At 41.1% G+C, this 22,671-nt stretch carries 23 protein-coding genes; 12 read left to right on the forward strand and 11 right to left on the reverse strand.

What is annotated here, in order from left to right; genetic code table 11:
• Positions 1-58: 58 nt before the first annotated feature.
• Complete coding sequence (locus tag DD649_RS09205; protein ID WP_294106452.1) at positions 59-1,042, reverse strand: oxidoreductase; 984 nt, start codon at positions 1,040-1,042, stop codon at positions 59-61.
• Positions 1,043-1,664: 622 nt separating this feature from the next.
• Between DD649_RS09205 and DD649_RS09210 the strand changes: the two genes are divergently transcribed.
• From DD649_RS09210 to DD649_RS09260, 11 genes are all read left to right on the forward strand, one after another.
• A complete protein-coding gene (locus DD649_RS09210) occupies positions 1,665-2,708 on the forward strand; it encodes a rod shape-determining protein (RefSeq protein ID WP_294106454.1) in 1,044 nt (347 codons plus the stop codon).
• Between the two features lie 87 nt (positions 2,709-2,795).
• Complete coding sequence (gene mreC / locus DD649_RS09215) at positions 2,796-3,758, forward strand: rod shape-determining protein MreC (protein WP_294106456.1); 963 nt, start codon at positions 2,796-2,798, stop codon at positions 3,756-3,758.
• A gap of 41 nt (positions 3,759-3,799) precedes the next feature.
• The gene (mreD, locus tag DD649_RS09220; RefSeq protein ID WP_294106459.1) at positions 3,800-4,288 is read left to right on the forward strand and encodes a rod shape-determining protein MreD; all 489 of its coding nucleotides are present in this window, start codon (positions 3,800-3,802) and stop codon (positions 4,286-4,288) included.
• A 36-nt stretch (positions 4,289-4,324) separates the two neighbouring features.
• Positions 4,325-4,888 carry a Maf family protein gene (locus DD649_RS09225; protein WP_294106460.1) on the forward strand — a complete coding sequence of 188 codons (564 nt, stop codon included), beginning with the start codon at positions 4,325-4,327 and terminating at the stop codon, positions 4,886-4,888.
• Positions 4,889-4,909: 21 nt separating this feature from the next.
• Positions 4,910-6,379, forward strand: a complete 1,470-nt coding sequence (gene rng, locus DD649_RS09230; protein WP_294106462.1) for a ribonuclease G — start codon at positions 4,910-4,912, stop codon at positions 6,377-6,379.
• A 24-nt stretch (positions 6,380-6,403) separates the two neighbouring features.
• Positions 6,404-10,195, forward strand: coding sequence for an AsmA2 domain-containing protein YhdP (gene yhdP / locus DD649_RS09235; RefSeq protein ID WP_294106464.1), 3,792 nt, complete (start codon positions 6,404-6,406; stop codon positions 10,193-10,195).
• Positions 10,195-11,055, forward strand: a complete 861-nt coding sequence (gene nit1 / locus DD649_RS09240; protein WP_294106467.1) for a deaminated glutathione amidase — start codon at positions 10,195-10,197, stop codon at positions 11,053-11,055. The genes yhdP and nit1 overlap by 1 nt, the downstream gene beginning before the upstream one ends.
• Positions 11,056-11,060: 5 nt before the next feature.
• The gene (tldD, locus tag DD649_RS09245; RefSeq protein WP_294106469.1) at positions 11,061-12,506 is read left to right on the forward strand and encodes a metalloprotease TldD; all 1,446 of its coding nucleotides are present in this window, start codon (positions 11,061-11,063) and stop codon (positions 12,504-12,506) included.
• Between the two features lie 96 nt (positions 12,507-12,602).
• Positions 12,603-13,085 (forward strand): ribonuclease domain-containing protein, encoded by a 483-nt coding sequence (locus tag DD649_RS09250; RefSeq protein WP_294106470.1) that lies wholly within the window; start codon positions 12,603-12,605, stop codon positions 13,083-13,085.
• 13 nt (positions 13,086-13,098) lie between these two features.
• Positions 13,099-13,404, forward strand: a complete 306-nt coding sequence (locus tag DD649_RS09255) for a barstar family protein (protein WP_336430209.1) — start codon at positions 13,099-13,101, stop codon at positions 13,402-13,404.
• A 42-nt stretch (positions 13,405-13,446) separates the two neighbouring features.
• Positions 13,447-14,040 carry an alpha/beta hydrolase gene (locus DD649_RS09260; protein ID WP_294106476.1) on the forward strand — a complete coding sequence of 198 codons (594 nt, stop codon included), beginning with the start codon at positions 13,447-13,449 and terminating at the stop codon, positions 14,038-14,040.
• 48 nt (positions 14,041-14,088) lie between these two features.
• Here the strand turns inward: DD649_RS09260 and yjgA are convergent, their stop codons facing one another.
• On the reverse strand, positions 14,089-14,634 hold the full coding sequence (gene yjgA / locus DD649_RS09265; protein ID WP_294106477.1) for a ribosome biogenesis factor YjgA: 546 nt from the start codon (positions 14,632-14,634) through the stop codon (positions 14,089-14,091).
• A 322-nt stretch (positions 14,635-14,956) separates the two neighbouring features.
• Between yjgA and pmbA the strand changes: the two genes are divergently transcribed.
• Positions 14,957-16,297 (forward strand): metalloprotease PmbA, encoded by a 1,341-nt coding sequence (pmbA, locus tag DD649_RS09270; protein ID WP_294106479.1) that lies wholly within the window; start codon positions 14,957-14,959, stop codon positions 16,295-16,297.
• A gap of 154 nt (positions 16,298-16,451) precedes the next feature.
• Here pmbA and rnk read toward each other — a convergent pair whose 3' ends face one another.
• From rnk to lptC, 9 genes are all read right to left on the reverse strand, one after another.
• Positions 16,452-16,862 carry a nucleoside diphosphate kinase regulator gene (gene rnk, locus DD649_RS09275; RefSeq protein WP_294106482.1) on the reverse strand — a complete coding sequence of 137 codons (411 nt, stop codon included), beginning with the start codon at positions 16,860-16,862 and terminating at the stop codon, positions 16,452-16,454.
• Between the two features lie 190 nt (positions 16,863-17,052).
• Positions 17,053-17,325: a PTS phosphocarrier protein NPr gene (gene npr, locus DD649_RS09280; protein ID WP_294106487.1), complete on the reverse strand. Its 273-nt coding sequence runs from the start codon at positions 17,323-17,325 to the stop codon at positions 17,053-17,055.
• Positions 17,325-18,176: an RNase adapter RapZ gene (gene rapZ, locus DD649_RS09285; protein WP_294106490.1), complete on the reverse strand. Its 852-nt coding sequence runs from the start codon at positions 18,174-18,176 to the stop codon at positions 17,325-17,327. The genes npr and rapZ overlap by 1 nt, the downstream gene beginning before the upstream one ends.
• 190 nt (positions 18,177-18,366) lie before the next feature.
• Complete coding sequence (gene ptsN, locus DD649_RS09290) at positions 18,367-18,834, reverse strand: PTS IIA-like nitrogen regulatory protein PtsN (protein ID WP_294106495.1); 468 nt, start codon at positions 18,832-18,834, stop codon at positions 18,367-18,369.
• A gap of 104 nt (positions 18,835-18,938) precedes the next feature.
• Positions 18,939-19,226, reverse strand: coding sequence for a ribosome hibernation promoting factor (gene hpf, locus DD649_RS09295; RefSeq protein ID WP_294106498.1), 288 nt, complete (start codon positions 19,224-19,226; stop codon positions 18,939-18,941).
• A 22-nt stretch (positions 19,227-19,248) separates the two neighbouring features.
• Positions 19,249-20,691: an RNA polymerase factor sigma-54 gene (gene rpoN / locus DD649_RS09300; RefSeq protein WP_294106501.1), complete on the reverse strand. Its 1,443-nt coding sequence runs from the start codon at positions 20,689-20,691 to the stop codon at positions 19,249-19,251.
• A gap of 95 nt (positions 20,692-20,786) precedes the next feature.
• Entirely contained in the window at positions 20,787-21,512 is a 726-nt protein-coding gene (gene lptB / locus DD649_RS09305; protein WP_294106503.1) for an LPS export ABC transporter ATP-binding protein, read from the reverse strand.
• Positions 21,513-21,517: 5 nt separating this feature from the next.
• On the reverse strand, positions 21,518-22,081 hold the full coding sequence (gene lptA, locus DD649_RS09310) for a lipopolysaccharide ABC transporter substrate-binding protein LptA (protein WP_294106506.1): 564 nt from the start codon (positions 22,079-22,081) through the stop codon (positions 21,518-21,520).
• Positions 22,065-22,658 (reverse strand): LPS export ABC transporter periplasmic protein LptC, encoded by a 594-nt coding sequence (lptC, locus tag DD649_RS09315; protein ID WP_294106508.1) that lies wholly within the window; start codon positions 22,656-22,658, stop codon positions 22,065-22,067. The genes lptA and lptC overlap by 17 nt, the downstream gene beginning before the upstream one ends.
• Between the last annotated feature and the right edge of the window lie 13 nt (positions 22,659-22,671).

The raw sequence follows: 22,671 nt of genomic DNA on the forward strand, positions 1-22,671 counted from the left end.
CGGTAATCCATACTTTTACTTAATGATGCAAAATAAATATGGAACCGCACAAATCGCGTTATTCAGCGCGAAGATTAACAAGGGTACGCCCTGTTACCTGATTATTTAAGAGTTTTTTTGCATATTCTACTGATTGTTCTAATGTAATTTCAGAACTGATTTGTTCGTAGAATGATTCAGGCAGTAGCTGTGCCAAGCGCTCCCATACTTTTGAACGTTTCGCCGCTGGGTAATATACTGAATCGACACCTTGTAAGCGCACATTACGTAAAATAAATGGCATCACTGTGGTGGGTAAGGTAAATCCACCTGCTAAACCGCAAGCTGCAACGGCGCCATTATAGCTAATTTGTGCCAGTAAATTGGCAAGAAGATCGCCACCAACTGTATCAATGGCACCCGCCCAAAGCTGTTTTCCTAAAGGTTTTGCCGGATGAGTATAGTCGCTGCGAGGTAAGATTTTTTTAGCGCCGATACTGCGTAAGTAATCGCTATTTTCTTCACGACCAGAAATCGCCACCACATCATAGCCAAGTGCAGTTAATAGTTGAATAGCAACGCTGCCTACCCCACCACTTGCCCCACTTACGACAATTTCGCCTTTATCGGGTGTAATACCGGCCTCTTCTAATGCATTAACGCAAAGCATTGCCGTGAAACCAGCGGTACCAATAATCATCGCTTTTCGTAAGGAAAGTGCTTCGGGTAAAGGGGTTAAATAATCGGCTGGGACTTTTGCTTGGGTTGCAAGACCACCCCAATGTGTTTCACCAACGCCCCATCCAGTCAGTAAGACATGCTGACCTACGTGAAATCGAGGATCTTCACTGTGATGGATGACGCCGGAAAAATCGATACCAGGTACCATTGGATAATTGCGGACGACGCCAGCTTTGCCATTGATAGCAAGGGCATCTTTGTAGTTAAGTGTTGACCAGTGAATATCAACGATGACGTCACCTGATGGTCGTTTATCTGTCGATAATGCTAAAATTTCAGGGACAATTTTTTCCGCTTGTTGCTGGAGGACGAGGGCTTTCATTGTTCACTCCTAATAAGTGATTAACTATGTATTCGATTAACTTATCATATCAAAATTGCTTTTATTGGTATCAGTACGGTATTTAGGCGCTAGTTTATGTAATTAATTTGTAAAAATGCATTTTTTTTCTGGCATAAATAGGCATTTATCATGCAGAATATCGCACTGTGACGAATTCATTTTGCATACTGATATAAATATGGATTATTTCTAGTTGATAATATAGAGCGAACCATCGTTGGGTACAGCTGTTTCATTATAAAATGAGCCAGTACGTAGCAATAATTAAAATATCTTATTATTATTTGAACTTGTAGATAGAATAACTTGTCACATTGATTGAATGAAAAAGGATGGAGCATATAACAGCTAAAAAAGGGTTGTTTAATTCAAAATATGCGTAATTTTACGCAATGATGAGTATGGCTTGAATTAATAACTATTTTTGAAGTTTTTATCTGCTTCGTTTGGAAAAGAAGCATGTACAGTTAAAGTGTGTAACCCACAGATGAATTAACCATATTTAGAGAAACACCTCATTAACGCCTTGAGGCTGCTTCGAGTGGTTGGTAGAGTAGACGGGTTTATATTCGTCCCCAGCTTGCAGGATAACCCTTTCGTTATGTTTAAAAAATTTCGTGGCATGTTTTCTAATGATTTGTCGATTGACTTGGGTACAGCCAACACCCTCATCTATGTCAAAGGACAAGGCGTAAAATTAAATGAACCCTCTGTTGTTGCTATTCGTCAAGATCGCTCAGGCTCGTCAAAAAGCGTGGCTGCGGTTGGTGGTGAAGCTAAACAGATGCTGGGACGTACACCGGGTAATATTTCAGCAATCAGACCGATGAAAGATGGGGTTATCGCTGACTTTTATCTGACAGAAAAAATGTTACAGCATTTCATCAAGCAAGTGCACAGTAATAGTTTTCTGCGTCCAAGCCCTCGCGTACTGGTCTGCGTACCAGTCGGCGCGACGCAAGTTGAACGTAAAGCTATTCGTGAATCTGCATTAAGTGCAGGTGCTCGTGAAGTCTTCTTAATTGAAGAGCCAATGGCTGCCGCTATTGGGGCAGGCTTACCTGTTTCAGAAGCAACAGGTTCAATGGTTGTGGATATCGGTGGTGGTACTACTGAAGTAGCTGTTATTTCACTAAATGGTGTCGTGTACTCTTCTTCAGTGCGTATTGGTGGTGACCGTTTTGACGAGGCTATTATCAATTATGTCCGTCGTAACTATGGTTCTTTGATTGGTGAAGCGACGGCTGAGCGGATCAAACACGGTATCGGTTCTGCATTTCCGACAGATGAAGTTCTCGAAATTGAAGTTCGTGGTCGTAACCTAGCGGAAGGGGTTCCACGCGGCTTTAAAATGAATTCAAATGAAATTCTAGAAGCGTTGCAAGAACCACTAACTGGTATTGTTAGTGCCGTAATGTTAGCGCTAGAACAGTGTCCACCTGAATTAGCGTCTGATATCTCAGAACGCGGAATGGTATTAACAGGTGGTGGTGCACTGCTTCGTAACTTAGATCGTTTATTAATGGAAGAGACGGGCATCCCAGTAATCGTTGCAGAAGATCCTCTGACTTGTGTCGCCCGTGGTGGTGGTAAAGCGTTAGAGATGATTGATATGCACGGTGGTGACCTGTTTAGCGAAGACTAAATAACGCCATAGGCCGGCTGGGGAAAATTGCTCCAGCCGCTGCTTTGACTTTTTTGATTCTCTGACATTAGCGAAACTCTGCCACTCATGAAGCCAATTTTTAGGCGAGGCCCATCCCTACAGTTACGCATCTTTTTTGCAGTCATAATTGCATTAGTGCTGGTGGTGATTGACCATCGTTTTGAGCCTTTCAATAAAATCCGTAACTATTTAGACACGGCAGTCAGCCCGTTCTATTTTTTAGCGAACGGACCGCGCCAATTTCTTGATAATGTTTCTGAGAGCTTTTCTTCACGTTCACAACTTCAATTTGAAAATAAAGCGTTGAGTCAGGAACTATTACTCAAAAAAGCGGATAATCTGCTTCTCGAACAATTAAAACAAGAAAATTCCCGTTTGAGAGAGTTGTTAGGTTCGCCACTTCGTCAAGATGAGCACATGATGGTGACCCAAGTCATTTCAGGTGCCAATACACCTTATCGTGACCAAGTTGTCATTGATAAAGGCAGTAATGAAGGCGTGTATGAAGGGCAGCCCGTAATTAGTGATAAAGGCGTTGTTGGCCAAGTCGTTGGTGTGAGCTATTTTAATAGCCGGGTTTTATTGATTTGCGATACGGCTCATGCGTTACCCGTGCAAGTTTTACGCAATGATGTTCGTGTGATTGCTGCGGGTTCTGGATGTGCAGATGACCTTTTATTAGAGCCATTACCTGAAAATACGGATATTCGCGTGGGCGATGTGCTTGTGACTTCAGGTCTTGGTGGTCGTTTTCCTGAAGGTTATCCTGTTGCTGTTGTGTCAGCGGTAAAGCATGATACTCAACGGGCTTATACAATAATCAGTGCAAGGCCAAGTGCAGAGCTTCAACGACTACGTTATTTATTATTGTTATGGGGTAATGGGAGTGAACCTGCGGTTCCAATGCCACCGTCTGAAGTTTATCGTGCGGCAAATGAGCGTTTGATGAAAGTTCTTCCTCAAGTGCTGCCTAATCCGAGCGAAATACAAGGGCCACCATTGCCACCATCGCCGGAACCACAGCCATAATAAGGGTAAACAATATGGTTATGGGTAGGAGAATTAACTAAATGGATGAATACCGTGGCAATGGTCGTGGCATTATTTGGTTATCTTTTTTTATTGCATTGATCCTGCAAGTGATGCCTTGGCCTGAACAATTAGCTTTCTATCGTCCCACATGGCTATTATTAATCCTGATTTATTGGGTGATGGCGTTACCTCATCGTGTTAGCGTCGGAACAAGCTTTGTTTTAGGTGTGATTGTCGATTCTATTCAAGGCTCGGCATTAGGGGTTCATGGCCTTTCATTTAGCATTATTTGCTACCTCGTCTCGTATAAGCATCAATTATTAAGAAATATGGCACTTTGGCAGCAAGCCTTAGTCATCGCCTTTCTTACCGTAATTCAAGATTTATCAGTCTTTTGGGCTGAATTTCTATCTTCACAGGTATTATTCCATCCACAAGTATTCTGGAATAGTCCAGTGAATGGTATTCTGTGGCCATGGCTATTTTTGTTATTACGAAAAATTCGTCGTCAGTTCTCAGTATGTTAAGACTTTAGCTGTCGGCAAGCATTGGAAATATTGCTTATGAGTCTGATTTATTTGGCATCAGGTTCACCGAGAAGACGGGAACTGGTGCAATTACTTGACTACCATTTTGAAATTTTACGTCCTGAAGTGGAAGAAAAATGGCAGCAAGGAGAACAACCGCAAGAATATGTACAACGTTTAGCACGAGAAAAATCTTTGGCAGGTGTCGCGATTGCACCACAAGATAGACCCGTTTTAGGTGCTGATACAATTGTTGTCCTAAACGGAGAAATATTAGAAAAGCCGCGTGATGCCGCACATGCCGAAGAAATACTGCGTACACTATCCGGACATACACATCAGGTGATGACGGCGATTGCATTATCGGACAGTCGTTTGACGTTAAATTCACTGATTGTGACAGATGTGACATTCCGCGAGTTATCTTTGTCAGAAATACATGATTATATCCAATCAGGCGAACCAATGGATAAAGCCGGCGCTTATGGTATACAAGGCATTGGTGGGCGTTTTATTCGTCGCATTAATGGCAGCTACCATGCTGTTGTTGGTTTACCGTTGGTCGAAACAGATGAATTAATACAGCAATTTTTAGCGTAAGGTTGATGGTAAGGGAAACTTATGACTGCAGAGCTATTAGTAAACATTACACCATCTGAAACGCGCGTTGCTTATATCGATGGTGGAATTTTACAAGAAATACATGTTGAGCGAGAAGCAAAAAGGGGACTAGTAGGGAATATTTACAAAGGCCGTGTGAGTCGTGTGTTGCCGGGTATGCAGGCGGCCTTTGTTGATATTGGTCTGGATAAAGCCGCTTTTTTGCACGCTTCCGACATCATGCCACATACAGAATGTATTGCGGGTGATGAGCGAAAAAACTTTCATGTCAGAGATATCGCGGAATTAGTTAAACAAGGTCAAGACCTGATTGTACAAGTGGTGAAAGACCCTCTGGGTACTAAAGGTGCGCGATTAACTACAGATATTACATTACCTTCTCGTTATTTAGTTTTTATGCCTGGGGCGTCCCATGTTGGCGTTTCTCAGCGTATTGATAGTGAGACTGAGCGGGAGCGTTTAAAGTCTTGTGTGGCTCAGTACTGCGATGAAAACGGTGGGTTTATCATTCGTACTGCGGCAGAAGGTGTCGGTGAAGAAGAAGTTAAGCAAGATGCTGCATTTTTAAAACGTTTATGGGCTAAAGTCATTGAGCGTAAAAAGCGCAATGTCACGCGGACAAAAATTTATGGCGAGCTTTCTCTCGCATATCGAATTATTCGTGATTTTGCTGGGGCATCACTCGATAGAATTCGTGTTGACTCCCGTTTGACCTATACTCAACTCCAAGAGTTTGTTGAAGAGTATGTGCCTGAAATGACGGCAAAGCTTGAGCTTTACCAAGGCAATCAACCTATTTTTGACCTTTTTGATGTTGAAAATGAAATTCAACGGGCAATGGAAAGAAAAGTTGAATTAAAATCAGGTGGTTACCTGATTATCGATCAGACAGAAGCAATGACCACCATTGATATCAATACGGGGGCTTTTGTTGGTCATCGTAATCTTGAAGAGACCATTTTTAATACTAACATTGAAGCGACTCAATCTATTGCGAGACAATTGCGCCTGAGAAATTTAGGTGGGATTATTATTATTGATTTTATCGATATGACAGATGCTGAACATCGTCGACGCGTTTTAGCTTCATTAGAGCAAGCTTTAAGCAAAGATAAAGTGAAAACAACGATCAGTCATTTTTCGCAGCTTGGTTTAGTGGAAATGACCCGTAAACGTACCAGAGAAAGTCTTGAACATGTTCTGTGTGACGATTGCCCTACTTGCCAAGGTCGAGGAACGGTAAAATCAGTTGAAACCGTGTGTTATGAAATTTTACGTGAGATAGTTAGGGTTCACCGTACTATCGATGCCGATAGATTCTTAGTTTACGCTGCTCAATCAGTTGTTGATGTACTCAAAGGTGATGAGTCACATGCTTTAGCTGAGGTTGAGATCTTCGTGGGTAAACAAGTTAAAGTTCAGACTGAACCTTTGTATAGTCAGGAACGTTTTGATGTCGTGATGATGTAGCACATTCGTGCATAGGAGAAATCGGTGAAACGACTGCCACGCGTTGTATTAGTAACGACAGCTGTTGTATTGTTGCTTTGCGCGTTAGTGTTGACGGGGCTACGCTTTTTCTTACCAAACATTAATAGCTATCGGCAAGATATTGTTTCTTATATTGAAAAACGTGCAGATATTGCATTACAAATCGGTAATATTGATGGGGCTTGGCAATATTTTGGCCCTGTATTTACCTTGTCGGATGTTGCTCTTAAAAGTGAAACGACAGATGCGAGCATCAGTAAAATTACAGTTGAATTGGATATTTGGCATTCACTGTTTTCACTGCGCTGGCGTTTTCGCGATCTGACATTTTATCAACTCAATGTTGATCATAAAACGCCATTTAGTTTAGATGGGTCAACTAACGATCAATCCTTTGATGGCATTGAAGATCTGTTTTTACATCAATTTGATCACTTCGTCTTAAAAAATAGCCAATTCACTTTTCTTACCCCCTCTGAACAAAAAATGACGCTGATTTTACCTGAGCTTTCTTGGCTCAATCAAAATGAACGTCATCGTGCTCAAGGATTCGTTAGCCTTGAAACGCTTAATAAGCAGCGTAGCTACTTACAAATCAAACTCGATGTATCTGATAAAAATGGTACTTTGAGTGACGGTATTTTCTATTTACAGGCCGATAATATTGATATGCAACCTTGGTTAAGTCGTTGGTTGCGTGAAAATACCAGTTTGCGAGATGCTAATTTCAGTCTTTCTTCTTGGGTGACGATTAAAAATAGCCGCATCGATAATGGTCTTGTCCAATTACGTCAGGGCGAAGCTAATTGGGGAAGCGATGAGTTAACGCAAAACCTGCAAGTTAATGATTTATTAGTCCGAATGAAGCGTCAAGGTAATGGATGGTTATTTAATATTCCAGAGCTTGATACGTTAAAAACCAATGAATACATTTGGCCTCAAGGTAGTGTTTCTGTTCTTTATTTGCCTTCATCAAAAAAATATCAAAATAAGGGCCATTGGCGAATTCGCGCTAAAAATATTGAACTTGAGCGCCTTAGTGAAGTGTTGCCTACATTTTCGTTTGTCACCCCTGACATGGTACAAGATTGGCAACACCGTCAGCCAACAGGTGTCGTCACTGAGTTCTCCCTAGATGTAACGCAGGACACTGTTGAGCATACACAAATAAGTATGGATTGGCAGGATGTTAGCTGGAAAAAATGGAAGCAATTACCTTCTGTTAATCACTTTAGTGGCGTATTGAATGGCGGAACGGACGGCGGAAATCTTTCTTTTTCATTACTCAATAGTGATGTTGATTATCAGGATGAATTTAAAGCTCCTTTTGAAATAAGCCGTGCTACAGGCCAGTTAAATTGGTTGAATAACGACAGTGAATTTAAATTATGGAGCCAGTCACTGGATGTCCAAGCTAAATCTTTGTGGGTAAATGGTGAATTTACCTATGCGCAAGCGAAAAAAGACCCTTATGCCGATCTCGCTATTCTTGCTGGAATACGCTTAGAGGATGCAGGTGATGCCTGGCGTTATTTTCCACAAAAATTAATGGGACAAGATGTTGCTGATTATCTGACAAAAGCCATTATTGCGGGTCATGTAGATAACGCAACGTTGGTATATAAAGGAGATCCAGCACATTTCCCTTATGATAATAACGATGGTCAGTTTCAGGTCTTTGTGCCATTGAGAGAGGCAACTTTTGAATATGATGATCAGTGGCCTGCGCTATTAAATTTAGACCTTGACCTTGATTTTAAACGTGCAAGCCTTGCAATGCATACCGATAGCGTCAAATTAGGTAATGCAACAGCAACAAATTTAGATGCCGTTATTCGTAATTATCATGATGAAATGTTATTTATCGATGCGGGCATCAGTGGCACGGGATCGCAAATTCAGCAGTATTTCACGCATACGCCAATGAAGCATTCGATTGGAGATACGCTAGAAGAGTTACAAATCGGTGGTGTGGTCAATGGCAATCTCGAGTTGTCTATTCCACTTTCTGAGGGCAAAGATGTTGTCGCGAAAGGGCAGGTCAATCTCAATAAAAATGATTTATACATCCAACCTATTGATAGCAAACTATCGGCATTAACGGGCAGTTTTCGATTTAATAATGGCGATTTGACGAGCGATCAAATTCAAGCGCAATGGTTTGGTCAGCCAATTTCTGTTGATTTTTCAACATTGGCGGGAAGCAAAGATTATCAAGTTGATGTTAATTTAACGGGTAATTGGGCTTTGAATAAATTGGCGATGATCCCGAATGAGATTAAACAGAAAGTTTCTGGAACCAGTGATTGGAAAAGTCATATTAAGATAACTTTACCAGATTCAATAAAAGCAAAACCGGCATTAGACATTGAGATTACCGCCGGACTGAAACAGTTAAAAAGCCAATTACCCGCACTTGATAGTGCACTTTTACAGCAGCTTGGCCAAATAAATGTACAGGCTAAGGGAACAACGGAACAGCTCGTTGTGAGTGGGGATATTGGCCAACGTCTTGGTTTTAATACTGAATGGCTGCTAAATAGCGACCCGTTAAAACTGCAAAAAGCGCATATCGCTAAGTGGAATGGCAAGACCCTTGATTTACCTAAAACAGCGATTATTTTAGTCGATTTACCTGCAATAACAGATGTGAATTGGGAAAAGTTGGGTAGCTCATTTTTGTCTTCTAATGTGGGTGGTGGTGTCGCTAAAGTTGGGTTACCTGAAATTGTACAAGTGAAGGCTCCATCCCTTTATTTAGCTGGGCAGACATGGAAAGATGTCAGTTTTTCATACAACTTGTGGACCAGTGAGCAACTGGTGAGTGTCGAAAGTGAAAATCTAAAAGGACAGTTGCAAATTTTTGCGCATCTGCCTTGGGTTTTAACGGTTGATTATCTGTATTACAACCCCTCTTCTTTTTCTGATTCGCAGAATGACCCAACACAACCTTCAGAATTTAATTTCAGCCGTTGGCCTGCGATTAATATTCATTGTCGAGATTGCTGGGTTGGCGGGCAAAAATTGGGTGAAATTAAAGCCAATTTGCAACCTCAAGGGGATGTATTGAAGTTAACGGGTGGGACACTTAACAATAGTGCTGCGCAGCTAAAACTAGATGCTTTATGGCGCGGTGGCAAAGTTAATGAAACTGAAATAGCAGGCTCTTTAACGGGAGAGGCATTTGATGAAACCGCAGCTTATCTCGGTATTTTAGTGCCGATTATTGAATCGCCTTATACTATTGAGTTTGATTTGAATTGGAAAAATGTGCCTTGGTCACCCGATTTAGCGACTTTAAATGGTAAGTTATCCGCTAATCTGGGTAAAGGCGCTATTGCGCAAATGGGCGGCGGTCGCGCGGGTCAAATTTTACGCTTAGTCAGTTTTGATGCTTTATTGCGTAAACTTCGATTAGATTTTCGCGATACTTTCAGTGATGATTTTGATTTTGATTCGATTAAAGGGAATGCTTCTATTCATAATGGTATTCTCTCATCAAAAAATTTATACCTTGATGGATTAGTGGCAGATATTGCATTAAACGGTGAAATTGATTTAGTTAAACGTCAAATTAATTTAGAGGCGGTCATTACACCTGAAATTTCTGCTACAGTAGGTGTAGCAACTGCATTTGTGATTAATCCATTTGCAGGAGCAGCCGTATTTGCGGCGTCTAAAGTGCTCGGGCCGCTATGGAGTAAAATCTCCGTTATTCGGTACCGTGTTACCGGTAGTATGGACGAGCCAAAAATTGATGAAGTATTACGTCAACTAAAGGAGACTCAAGAGTAATGAAAAATGGCAACGTTGCACTTTTGCAGTTATGTAGCGGAAATAATACTAAACACAATTTGGCGCAGATAGAACAACAGATCAAACAGCTGCCAGAATCGGTTGAATTGGTATTAACGCCTGAAAATGCACTGTTATTTGCAGATGCAGCCACTTACCGTAAAAAGGCAGAAGTGGAAGGTAAAGGCCCATTACAAGATGCGATCAGCGCGATGGCGAAACGTTATAACCTATGGATTTTAATAGGTTCGATGCCAATGATTAGCCGTGAAGATCCTGAGCGCATTACGAGCACTAGCCTATTATTTGATTCAGAAGGTAATATCAAAGCGCGTTATGATAAAATTCATATGTTTGATGTGAATCTTGAAGATGAACAAGGTACCTATAACGAATCGGTCATTTATCAACGTGGTGAACACATCACGGTTGTTGATACCCCTGTTGGGCGCTTAGGTATGACAATTTGTTATGATTTACGTTTCCCCGGCTTATTTCAAGCATTACGTGAACAAGGCGCTGAAATTATTTCTGTACCTGCTGCATTTACACGCTATACAGGGCAAGCCCATTGGGAACCTTTATTACGTGCCAGAGCGATTGAAAACCAATGCTATGTTTTAGCTCCTGCCCAAGTTGGAGTACATGGCGGTACTCGCCGTACTTGGGGGCACACCATGGCTGTTGATGGTTGGGGCAAAGTGATTAAAAAGAATGTGGATGCGGTTGCGTCCATCGTATTGAATATTAAAACCGACAGTTTGAGTGTCATGCGTGAGCAAATAAAAGTGGTGAAACATAACCGCTTTAGACCGCAACTGACATCATTAATTAAAAAAGACACGACAACTAAAGAGTAATAAATATGAGTTTAGCTTCTGTCAGCGACCATTTGCTGACCGCCAATCGTCTTGGGCAAGAAAATCTATATGACATTTTAGGCCTGCTATCTGAGCGCCATCTTGATTACGCTGATTTATTTTTTCAGTCAAGTTTCCATGAGTCGTGGGTGCTTGAAGATAGGATCATCAAAGATGGTTCTTATAACATTGACCAAGGTGTAGGTGTGAGAGCGGTTAGCGGCGAAAAAACCGGTTTTGCTTATGCCGATCAAATTTCACTGCTCGCACTAACACAGAGTGCAACAGCAGCGCGCAGTATTGTTAGTGAGCTCGGTTCGGGTAAATCGAAAGTTCTCACGAATGTTGAATATAAACAATTATATTCACAAGCTGACCCGTTAAATAGTTTATCTCGTGAGCAGAAAATTGATTTGTTGCACCGTGTTGATCAAATCGCAAGAGCAGAAGACTCTCGTGTCATTGAAGTTAATGCCAGTTTAACAGGTGTGTATGAGCAAATATTGGTCGCAGCCATTGATGGTACTTTAGCAGCTGATATTCGCCCATTAGTTCGTTTATCGGTCAGTGTATTAGTTGAGCATGATGGTAAGCGTGAACGTGGTGCGAGTGGCGGCGGTGGTCGTTATGGATATGAATACTTTTTAGAAACTCATCAAGGTCAAATTATTGCTGAGCAATATGCACGTGAAGCCGTGCGTATGGCATTAGTTAATTTATCGGCTATTGCAGCACCTGCCGGTATGATGCCTGTCGTTTTAGGTGCGGGTTGGCCAGGTGTATTGTTACATGAAGCAGTAGGGCACGGACTTGAAGGTGATTTTAATCGTCGCGGTACGTCGGTGTTCTCTGGCCAAATGGGCGAGCAGGTTGCATCATCACTTTGTACTGTTGTAGATGACGGTACTATTGTGGGGCGTCGTGGTTCATTGGCGGTCGACGATGAAGGTGTACCTGGCCAATATAACGTCCTAATAGAAAATGGTATTTTGCGTAATTATATTCAGGATAAACTGAATGCACGATTAATGGGTGTTGCACCAACAGGTAATGCACGTCGTGAATCTTATGCCCATTTACCGATGCCTCGTATGACAAATACCTATATGTTGGCGGGTTCTTCAACACCGGAAGAAATAATTGCCAGTGTCGAAAAAGGGATTTATGCACCAAACTTTGGTGGTGGTCAGGTCGATATTACGTCAGGTAAATTTGTGTTCTCAACATCTGAAGCGTATTTGATTGAAAACGGAAAAATCACCTCGCCAGTAAAAGGCGCAACCTTGATTGGCTCTGGGGTTGAAGCAATGCAGCAAATTTCCATGGTCGGTAATGATTTAGCCTTAGACCAAGGCGTTGGTGTTTGCGGTAAAGAAGGACAAAGCGTGCCTGTAGGTGTTGGTCAACCAACCTTGAAACTCGACAAATTGACAGTGGGTGGTACGGCATAGCTCCCCATACAATATCCCTAGGAGCCTACAAAAGTAGGTGACTAGGGTGAGTGAGCGTAGCTAACACGGCTACAAATTGAAGAATGAAGGGGATAGATGAATAAACGAATTATTTCCATGATCCTCATGGCAATACTGATAGCCATTAGCCTTTATTTTAAAGGCGACGATCTTCATGACAAAGAACAGGTCGAAAGGCCTATTTCTCCGCCTGAGCAGTCGATACGTAATGAAAATGCACAAGAAATTGATGCGCTAACACAGCAACGTAATGTGGTTAGCTATGTGCAGAAACATCAAAAATTGCCTGATTTTTATGTGACGAAAAAAGATGCAAGATTAGCGGGTTGGGATGCTAAAAAAGGCAATCTTTGCGAGGTGTTACCGGGTAAAGCGATTGGTGGTGATAAATTTTTAAATCGTGAAAAGCGTTTGCCGATTTCACCTAATCGTCAATGGTTTGAGGCGGATATTAACTACCGTTGTGGTCATCGAGGTGCAGATCGCCTGATGTATTCCTCTGATGGGATGATTTTTGTCACATTAGATCATTACAAAAGCTTCCAGCAAGTGAACTAGAAGGTCATCAGCAATGAACCATAAAGTTGTTTTTGATTTTAATGAGATTAAAAGTATTGAAGATTTTTATGCTCAATTTCAACAACAGTTTTCGCTGCCAGCTTGGTTCGGACACAATCTTGATGCTTTGTGGGATATGGTTTCTGCGGGTATTGAATTGCCCGTCACCATCGTTTTTGCGCATATGACTTCAATACAGCGAATTGAATTCTCGAATATTATTGACGTGATGAATGACGCACAAGATATGTGGGAAAATGAATTTATTTTTGCCTTAGATATAACAAAAAACTCTAATAAATCCGCTCAAGACCTATGATACAGTTATATGTAATTCATTTATTTTGAACGGAACCTTTCTATGGGCAGTATCACATCTAACATTGGGCAATTTAACAATAAAAAATTTGTTATTGTGCATGGCTATACCGCATCCCCTGCTAAAAACTGGTTTCCTTGGCTTAAAGCTGAATTAGAGTCATTGGGTGCATTAGTGAATGTGCCTGAAATGCCAGAACCATTATCGCCTAATCCTCAAAAATGGCAGCAGCACTTGATTGATTTACCTATTGATATTGATAAAAATACGATATTGATTGGGCACAGTCTTGGTTGTGTAACAGTATTGAGATTTTTAGAGCAGTTAGCCGTACAAGGTAAAAAAGTCGGTGGCTATATCTTAGTTTCAGGCTTTGATAGTGAGCTGGAAACATTACCAGAGTTAAAATCTCATACACCTAACAAATTAAATTATGCCGCATTAATTGGCATTGCAGATGAGCGAGTCTCAATCATTTCAACTAATGATGAAATTGTATCTCCGCAATCATCGAAAGTACTCGCAGAGTCACTGCAAACTCAGGTCATTATGGAAGAACAGGCTGGTCATTTTTTAGATAGAGAAGGGTACGTTGAGTTTCCTACGATTCTCTCGGTGATAAAAAATCGATTTTAATATCAAGAAACTCCCCTAAGCCAATATTTTGGCATAGGGGAAAATCGATTAAGCGCTTTCAGATAGCTCTTTCAAATATTGGAATATTTGACGGAAAGCTTTAGGGGGCTTATTACCTTCACGCTCTTTTTTTGCATTACGTACTAGCACCCTAAGTTGCTGCCTATCCGTATGCGGGAACAATGCGACAACTTCTTCTATCACGTTATCGCCATTTTCGATTAAACGCATACGTAAATCTTCTAGTTTATGAAGATAAACAGCTTGCTGATTATGGCGATTCTTAAGTTTATCAAGTGCTTCAGTAATTGGATCTACATCACGTGAGCGCAGTAATTTACCAATAAACTGTAATTGACGGCGACGACCTTCACGGGTGATCCTTTGAGCTATTTCAATTGAATCAAGTAATTGGGTATCTAATGGAATACGCTCAAGCTCGTTTTTGCTTAAATCAACAAGCTCGGCTCCCAGTTTTTTGAGGATCTCAGCATCGCGTTTAATTTCGCTTTTGCTGACCCAAATAATTTCATCATCCTCTTCTTCTTGCGGCGCTGGGATATCATCCAGCCAGTCTTCAGGCTGTGTGGCCATATTGATTTTCCTTTTTACAAAACGTGGTCATGTAATTTACATGAGCGATTGCGTGTAATTTACATGACCTACTGAGTCACGAATGTTAACATTCTTATATTCATGATAGTTCAAATTACATGAGTGTAGGCCGTGGGGGATAACTTAGATCATATATTATTATATGTTCATTGAGATAGCTCTACTTACTGTTTATCTATAATTTGAATTTATTGGGCTATATTAAACCTATTGTAACTGGGAAAATGCCCTAATGACTACCTGACATTTACTTATCAGCGTAGAAAATGGCTTTTTTCCTCAATATTATTGGATTAAATGCATGAGTGTAACTGATCAAGTCAACGAACAACGTAAAAAATTAGAAGAAGCTGTCGCCCACGCATTGGAATTTGCCAAAAGTCGTTGTGATGCGGCAGAAGTTGCAGTAAACAAAAGTACCGGAATTAGTGTCAGTACTCGCCAAGGTGAAGTCGAAAATGTTGAGTTTAATAGTGATGGTGCTTTAGGGATCACCGTTTATCATCAACAACGCAAAGGAAGTGCCTCTTCAACGGATCTAAGCCATGATGCAATTGAGCGTACTGTACAGGCTGCGATTGATATTGCATGTTATACCTCACAAGATCCCTGTGCGGGAGTAGCAGATAAATCATTATTAGCGTTTGAAGCTCCGGATTTGAATCTATTCCAAGCGACTGAAGTATCACCTGAAGATGCTATAAAATTGGCTTCGCGAGCTGAAATGGCGGCATTGAATGCGGATCCTCGTATTATTAATACGGAAGGTGGTAGCTTTAACGGTCATTATGGGGTCAGAGTCTTTGGTAACTCCCATGGAATGCTGCAAAGCTATAGTTCTAGTCGCTATTCTATGTCCAGTTGTGTTATCGCAGAGCATGAAGGTGCGATGGAGCGTGATTATGCTTATACCATCGGTCGTAGCCTTAATGCACTTAAATCCCCGGAATGGGTGGGACAAGAATGCGCACGCCGTACATTGTCGCGTTTAGCGCCAAGAAAGCTCCCTACCATGAAGGCGCCAGTTATTTTTGCCTCTGAAGTGGCGACAGGATTATTTGGTCATTTAGTTGGTGCGATTAGCGGCAGCAGTATTTACCGTAAATCCTCTTTTTTGCTTGATAGCTTAGGTAAACAAATTTTGCCAAGCTGGTTAACAATTAACGAGCAGCCTCATTTGATGGGCGGCTTAGCCTCTTCACCTTTTGACAGTGAAGGTGTTCGCACTACTGAGCGCAATATTATTGAAAACGGTGTATTGCAAACTTGGCTAATGACGAGTTACTCAGCTCGAAAACTCGGTCTACAAAGTACTGGTCATGCTGGTGGTATTCATAACTGGCGTATCGCTGGGCAAGGGCATTCTTTCGATGCATTGTTAAAGCAGATGGGAACAGGGCTAGTTGTCACTGAACTGATGGGACAGGGTGTGAGTGGTATCACGGGTGATTATTCTCGTGGTGCATCAGGCTTTTGGGTTGAAAACGGCGAAATCCAATATCCTGTCAGTGAAATTACAATCGCTGGTAATCTCAAGGATATGTGGGCAAATATGGTGACTATTGCCGACGATATTGAAACTCGCAGTAATATTCAATGTGGCTCGGTGTTACTTTCACAGATGAGTATTGCAGGGGAATAGATTCTCTTTGTTACTCTTCATAATATTTTTTAGCTAAAAAATTGCAATAAAAAAAGGCACTCATTGAGTGCCTGAAACATCTAGAAAACTTATTGGAGTTTCTTGGTTGAAACTTTTTTTATTAAGTCTTTTCTATTTTTATAAGCTCAAGGCTTTAGCGATGGAATTCACCAGCCGCTTCTGGCTGATAAATAATCTCTAATACTCTAACGCGAGTTGCAACACCATTTGGTAGTGCCCAACTAATTTCATCGTTAACGCGCAGACCTAACAGCGCTGCGCCGATTGGTGCCATCACTGATAGTTGCTCCGCACTATCTTTCAATGATGCTGGATAAACCAGCGTACGAGTACGTTCCTCATTACTAATTAGGTCAAGGAAACGGACGGTACTGTTCATTGTGACGACATCCGCAGGCATTTCCTGTGGGGTAACAATATCAGCACGATCAAGTTCTTCATTCAGCGCATCTGCAACAGGCGTATCTGCATAAGCGGGTTGTTCCATTAGCGCATCTAAGCGTTCTGCATCTAAATCATTGATAATAATTGTTGGCTTTGTCATACCACACTCCAATAGAGACCTACAAAGCAAACACCCCCCACCCAAAAGGTAGGGGGTGTCGCTATAAATTAAGTTGTTTAAAATATTAGGCGCTATAAGCTTTAAAGGGAAGAGATCATGATCACGATCTCAGGCCTGTACCTGTAAAATCACGCATATTGATAAATTCATTAGTCATTTTTTGATTCAATTACTCTTCATCAAAACCACTATTGAATAGGTTAATTATTGCGGATAACGCCTGATCTTCATCTGGGCCGCTAACCTCTATATCAATTTTACTACCTTGTTCCGAGTCTAACATCAACATCGCAATAACGCTATCGGCCTCAGCCTCAATTTGGCTATTATTACGCAAAATAACCCTTGAGTTAAATTGTTTAACCAAATCATAAAGTAACATAGCAGGTCTTGCATGCATACCGAGCCGGTTTTTGAGCGTTATTGTCGCTTTTACGGTCATTACTTGCGTTTTTCTAGTGTTCTATGACGTGACTGGACGTTTTTACCTCTAGAGCGAAAGTAATCTGCTAACTGCTCTGCAACATAGACGGAGCGATGTTTTCCTCCCGTACAACCGATAGCGACAGTTAAATAGCTACGATTATTCGTTTCTAACATTGGTAGCCATAACTCGAGGTAACTGCGTGTTTGGTAAATAAAATTATGGACTTCAGTGTGCCTGTCTAAGAAGGCCGCAACGGGGCGATCTAAACCAGTCATTGGGCGTAGTTTCGGGTCCCAATGTGGATTGGGCAGAAATCGTACATCAAAAACATAATCTGCATCAATCGGTATACCATGTTTGAAACCAAATGATTCAAACACCATGGTGAGCTCTCGTTCACGTTTGCCCATTAAACGCGTTCTAAGCATCTCAGCGAGTTCATGAACTGACATCTCTGAGGTATCAATGACCAAATCAGCTCTTGAGCGTAGCGGTTCTAGTAGCTCATTTTCTTCATCAATCGCACTTTCGAGTGATAAATTTTTGCTTGAAAGAGGATGTAATCGACGGGTATCACTATAACGGCGAATAAGCGTGTTACGATCAGCATCCAGAAACAATAGCTGTGGAGAGAAGGTTGGTGGTAATTTATCAATCGCTTCTTCGAAAATCTCTGGGTTATCAGGCATATTACGCACGTCAATGCTCACCGCCGCTGAAATATTACGTTCAGCGAGTGAATTAGCCAGTTCCGGTAGTAATACAACCGGTAGGTTATCCACACAGTAGAAACCCATATCTTCCAGCGCACGTAAGGCCACGGATTTTCCCGAACCGGAACGGCCGCTGACAATCATCAGCACCATGAGTACACTCCCTTCTGTTTCTTGATGAACTGTTTTTTTGATGATCGATAATTTAATGATCTATCCGCTTAATGATCATACGTTATTGAGTAAATTTAACTATTTAATCTATCGTCGTATCGACTCTTTTTTAACAGTATAAACCATAATAATTTCATTACGATATCACGATAAGGCGTAAACTTATAACTTACTCAGTAATTATACTATACAGCTCATTATCACTTTGTGCAGAGCGCAAGCGTTTACACAGGGTTTTATCTGCAAGCTTTTTAGCGATAAGCGACAGTGTATGTAAATGTGTTTTACACTGATCTGATGGAACAAGTAATGCGAAAAGTAGATCAACGGGCTGATTATCAATCGCATCAAAAGCGATAGGCTCTTCTAAATGTAAAAAGACGCCAACAGCGCGTGCATTTTCACTTTCATTAAGTTTGCCATGCGGAATGGCAATTCCGCCACCAATACCTGTAGTACCGACTTTTTCTCTGGTTAATAATGCTTCAAATACCGTGTTTTCCGGTAATCCCAACTCAGCGGCAGCCAATTCGCTAATAATTTCTAATGCTCTTTTCTTACTTGTACACACTAAGTTATTACGTGTGCAGGCTGATGATAAAACAACGCTTAATTGGATTTCTATATCACTATTCATTTTATTATTCACTTAGGACTACAAAACCAGATGGTGTATACCACCATCTGGTTTGGAACATTCATCGGCTAGACCGTAACAATGGCCTAGACCCTATCAATGTATTAGTGTTGTCTCAGTTTTTCTTTGTGTTTAGTTAATTGGCGTGACAGTTTGTCAACCAGTAAGTCAATTGCTGCATACATGTCGTTTTCTTCCGCTGATGCATGAAGCTCGGCACCATTAACTTGCAGGGTCGCTTCAGCAATTTGCTGAACTTTTTCAACTTTCAGGACGACTTGAATATTGTTAATACGATCAAACAATTGCTCTAGTTTTTTGAGTTTTTTCTCAACAATTTCGCGCAATGCTGGGGTCAGTTCAATATTGTGTCCAGTAATCTGAAATTCCATACAACCTTCCTTATTTTATCAATTAAACCAGTTGTTTACGCTGATTTGACGGCGGAATAGATAACGATTCACGATACTTAGCAACAGTACGACGAGCAACTTGAATACCTTGTTCGGCAAGCATACTCGTCAATTTACTATCGCTCAATGGTTTTGCTGGATTTTCAGCAGCAACCAGTTTTTTCACCAAAGCTCGAATTGCCGTTGAGGAAGCTTCTCCTCCGGTGTCCGTGCTTACGTGGCTGGAGAAAAAATACTTCAATTCAAAAATACCTCTAGGACTATGGAGATACTTTTGAGTTGTTACTCTTGAGATTGTTGATTCATGCATGTCTACCTGATAAGCAATGTCTGCCAATATCATGGGTTTCATATATTCGTCACCGAGCTCAAAAAATTCTTGTTGTTGCTCAACAATACAGGTTGCTACTTTGAGTAGTGTCTCATGACGACTTTCAAGACTTTTTATCAACCATTTCGCATCTTGTAGATGACTGCGAATATACTGTGAGTCACCTTCACTTACATTATCATTTATTAATGAAGCATAGTGATGATTAATGCTTAGTTTAGGGATGCTATCTGTATTTAACTCAACTTGCCAGTGCCCATTATTTTTTTTCACCAGAACATCTGGAATGACGTATTCTGATTCTCCAGTATTGATGGATTGCCCAGGTTTTGGATTCAAGGTTAATATTAGGTCTATCGCAGTTTTGAGCGCATCTTCTTTTAGACGCGTCAATTTACTTAACTGGCGGAAATCGCGGTTTGCCAGTAACTCAATATGATTGCTAATAATCTGTTTGGCTTCTGATAATCCTTGAGTTTCTTTTGGGTAGAGCGAAAGCTGAATGAGTAGACACTCTTTCAAGTCTTGCGCTGCGACACCTAAAGGGTCGAAATGTTGAATACGTTTTAGAACCGCAATAACTTCTTCTACGCTAATTTCAGGATTATCAATTCCTTCATGGATATCCGCTACCGTAGTGGTGAGATAGCCCGAATCATCAATGGAATCAATTATTGAAGTTGCAATTGCACGATCAGTATCAGTAAACGGTGTGAGTCCAGCTTGCCAGATGAGATAATCTTGTAATGTTTGAGTAGTTTCACCTTGATAAACGGGTAGTTCATCAAAGCTATAGTCACTGCTAGTGCCTGAAGGGGTTCCAGCGCTGTAGATTTCATCCCAATCTGCATCCAGCGGTAGCTCATCAGGCATATCATTTTTTTCTAATGCTTCTTTTGTATCTATTTCGCTGCTATCAGTGATGTGTTCTTGATTGTCATTCGGTGCGAGCTCATCTAATTCATCTTGTTCAAGCAAAGGATTCGTTTCAAGTGCCAGTTGAATTTCTTGTTGTAGCTCAAGTGTAGACAATTGTAACAGACGAATAGCCTGCTGCAATTGGGGGGTCATCGCGAGTTGTTGACTGACTCTGAGCTGCAAACTTTGCTTCATGAATGTGTTTTGCTCTCCGTTTTAATTTCAATCGTTTTAACATTTAGCTGATTTCTATCTTAGCAAAATCCTATCGTAAGATAAGCTTTAACTCTTTATAACCGGAAACCTTCACCTAAATATACGCGCTTAACTTGTTCATTTTCAAGGATCATTGCCGGTGTACCATGGGCAATTAAGTGGCCTTGACTGACAATATAAGCTCTTTCACACACATCAAGAGTTTCACGGACATTATGGTCAGTTATCAAAACACCAAGGCCATAGTCACGTAAATGTTGGATTATTTTCTTGATATCTAATACTGAAATAGGGTCAACACCAGCAAAAGGTTCATCCAATAGAATAAATTTCGGATTAGCTGCGAGTGCGCGGGCAATTTCTACTCGGCGACGTTCACCGCCAGACAGTGATTGACCCATGCTGTCTCGAAGGTGAGTAATACTGAACTCTTCCATGAGCTCTTCAGCTCTTTCTTTACGCTGCTGTGTGTTTAGGTCATGGCGAATTTCTAATACTGCCATTAGGTTATCATAAACACTGAGGCGGCGGAAAATAGACGCTTCTTGAGGAAGATAACCAATGCCGCGACGAGCACGTTCGTGCAGTGGCAGTAAGCTGATATCTTCACCATCAATTAAAATTTTACCAGCATCCCGCTGAACAATACCGACCACCATGTAAAAGGTGGTTGTTTTACCGGCACCGTTTGGTCCAAGTAGACCTACAATTTCGCCGGATTTAACCTCAAGGCTAACATCTTCAACAACCTTGCGCTTTTTATAGGATTTAGCCAGATTCTCTGCGGTTAGTGTTGCCATAACGATTATTTACTCTTAGTCGTATTTGCTGATGAACTTGCCGCTGCTGGGGCTTTCTCTTGTAATTGTGCCGGCAATATTACGGTTGTTACACGTTTGCCTTTATCACTGAATGCTTCCATTTGCTGCGTTGGGACGACGTAAGTGATTTTATCGCCTTTGATATTGCTATCTAACTGCTCAAGATAAGCGTTGCCTGTTAGGGTAACGAGTTGTTTATCAACTTCATATCGCGCTTTTGCTGCATGACCTTTAATTGGTTTGCCATCATCTTGTAATTGATAAAAAGTGACAGGAGTACCGAAGGCTTCAATCACAATTTTATCAGAGTCACTGCTTGGACGAGTGACGACAACTTTATTGGCTTTTATGTCGATAGAACCTTGCTTGATCACAACGTCATCAGTGAAAGTCGTGATGTTTTTTTCTAGATCAAGGGATTGCTTGACCGAATTAATCGTCATTGGCTGCTGAGTGTCACTTTTAAGCGCCATAGCGGGTAGGCTAAGAGCCAAAATTGCACTGGCAATAGCTCCTTGAATAAAATACTGCTTAGTGGCTTGTTTCATTTTGTTGCTCTTCTGGTTGTAACACATAATGAGTTTTCACATCTTCGATTAATTCTGCAGTTTTGGTACGAAGATTTCCCTTCATTTTTAAACCGGTAGAATTGAGTCCTTGTCCAATAATGGTGACTTTATCGTCAGATGAAACGTCTTGTGTTGTCAAATTGACAACTGCACTTTCAGTTGTAATTCGTTGTAACTGTGATTCTTTCGTTAAGCTATTGACCTGAACATCACTATAAAGATAGAGCACATTATCTTTGGTTAAACGTGCTTTGAATGAGCTAATTGTCCACGTTGGTATGCCTGCGTCATTATAGGTTGTCAACACAGGCTTGGAAAACCACGTAATTTTGCTTTCTGTGTAGTTGTCAATTTTATCAGCGACAAGTTTATAAGATAAATCACCGGTCGGATTATAGACGAAAGTGACTGAATCATCAGTCTGATAATTAGGTTGACCATCATTTATTACACTACCTGTCATGTTTACCGAGTCGTTACCGGATAAATTCCAACCGATAAGCCCAAGGACAATCAGCGATAGAATAATAATTAACCACTTCTTCGAATTGCTCATAAATGATATCTAT

The sequence above is a fragment of the Providencia sp. genome (assembly GCF_003533305.1).
Taxonomy (GTDB): Bacteria; Pseudomonadota; Gammaproteobacteria; order Enterobacterales; family Enterobacteriaceae; genus Providencia.